This window comes from Bacillus sp. P4_D3, assembly GCF_056401855.1.
On sequence record NZ_JBFUIN010000721.1, the window covers coordinates 1 to 1544 of the forward strand.

A 1544-nucleotide genomic window follows, 5' to 3' on the forward strand; every position below is an offset into this window, starting at 1 on the left:
ATGCACGACACTTGTTATATGAAGATCCTTTAAAGCGATTTGAAGTATTAGCTCTTGTATGGAAAGATGGACAATCTACACCTTTACATGATCATGATGGTACATGGGGAGTAGAAGGCGTTTTTTCAGGAAGGATAATGGTGCAGAACTTTATACAAACTAAGCAGCTTGAAAATTCACTTGTTTATTTAACCCATACAGGAAATCTTTATTTGGGAGAAGGAGAAACAGATAAAGTCATTCCACCAGCTGATTGTCATATTCTTAAAATAGCTGAATGCGAAAGCGTTGTCACGATTCATATTTACGGAAAACGTTTAGAAAAGTTTAAAGTATATGTCCCAACTGAAGAAAAGAATGTGTATATGTGTGAGACAAAATATATTAGTTATAGTTCATAGTTTAAAATCAAAAGCTTTTCTTTAAAGAGAAAAGCTTTTGATTTTATTTTTAATTATTTCTTGACCTGAAACGCTTTTCATGAATTATAAATAAGGAGTACTTCATGAGATCAGTATGAAAACGATACCTTTTGTTTATTATGAACTCGTGTATTTATAGAAAGTGGTGAAGAAATAATGAAATTAATCGCAATTGATTTAGATGGAACTCTTCTTTCGGGGAATAAAATGATTAGTAAAGAGAATGCAGAAGCAATTCGAAAATGTCAGGAAGTGGGCCATGTTGTAGCAATTTGTACAGGACGTTCTATTGTGGATATTGAACGACTATTGTTAGAAGTTGATTTGGAGTGTCCGATTATCGCGGAAAATGGTGCACTTATATATAAAGATAAAAAAATGATGAAGAGATATCCAATTCAAAATATGCAGGCACTTGAGATTGTAGAATATCTTGAAGAGAATGGCTTGTATTATCAGCTTTATACTAATAAAGGTGTGTATGTACCGGATTATGGAGTAGAGAGTGTACGTAATGAAATCGAGTATGTGAGGAATGCAAAAGAAAATTTCGATTTGAAAGAGTTAGAAACGATTGCTGCATTATACCTTGAGCATACAGCATTTCATAGTACAGAAAGTTGTAAACCAATTGTAGAAATGGATATACATGTGCATAAACTTTTACCGTTTTCTTATGACATAGAGAAATTAAAAAAATTAAAAGAAACGTTTCTGCATAATACAGATTTAGCTATTACATCTTCCTATTGGCATAATTTAGAGATTAATCATCGAGATGCTCAAAAAGGAAATGGATTATATACTTTAGCAGAACATCTTAATATTCCAGTTGAAAACACTGTAGCAATAGGTGATGGCTTAAACGATGTTTCTATGATGGAGAAAGCAAATATATCAATTGCAATGGGAAATGCAGTWGAAGAAATAAAAGTGATGTGTCAATACGAAACGTTAACAAATGAAGAACATGGTGTCGCACATGCTTTATATAAATATGTAATGTAATAAAAAAAGAAAAAAGAATCCAAATAGATTCTTTTTTCTTTTTATTAGGGGTAAGGTATTCTATGTGATTCATAGAAGCCTTATTACACCTCATTATATAGAATATATTGGAAT

General features: G+C 31.5%; 2 protein-coding genes. Both read left to right on the forward strand.

Annotated elements, in window-relative coordinates:
- Positions 1–401, forward strand: a 401-nt coding sequence (locus AC1DTM_RS25975) for a cysteine dioxygenase family protein (protein ID WP_477001236.1), incomplete at its 5' end; no start/stop codon positions are given.
- Between the two features lie 177 nt (positions 402–578).
- Entirely contained in the window at positions 579–1430 is an 852-nt protein-coding gene (locus tag AC1DTM_RS25980) for a Cof-type HAD-IIB family hydrolase (protein WP_016105007.1), read from the forward strand.
- Positions 1431–1544 lie beyond the last annotated feature (114 nt).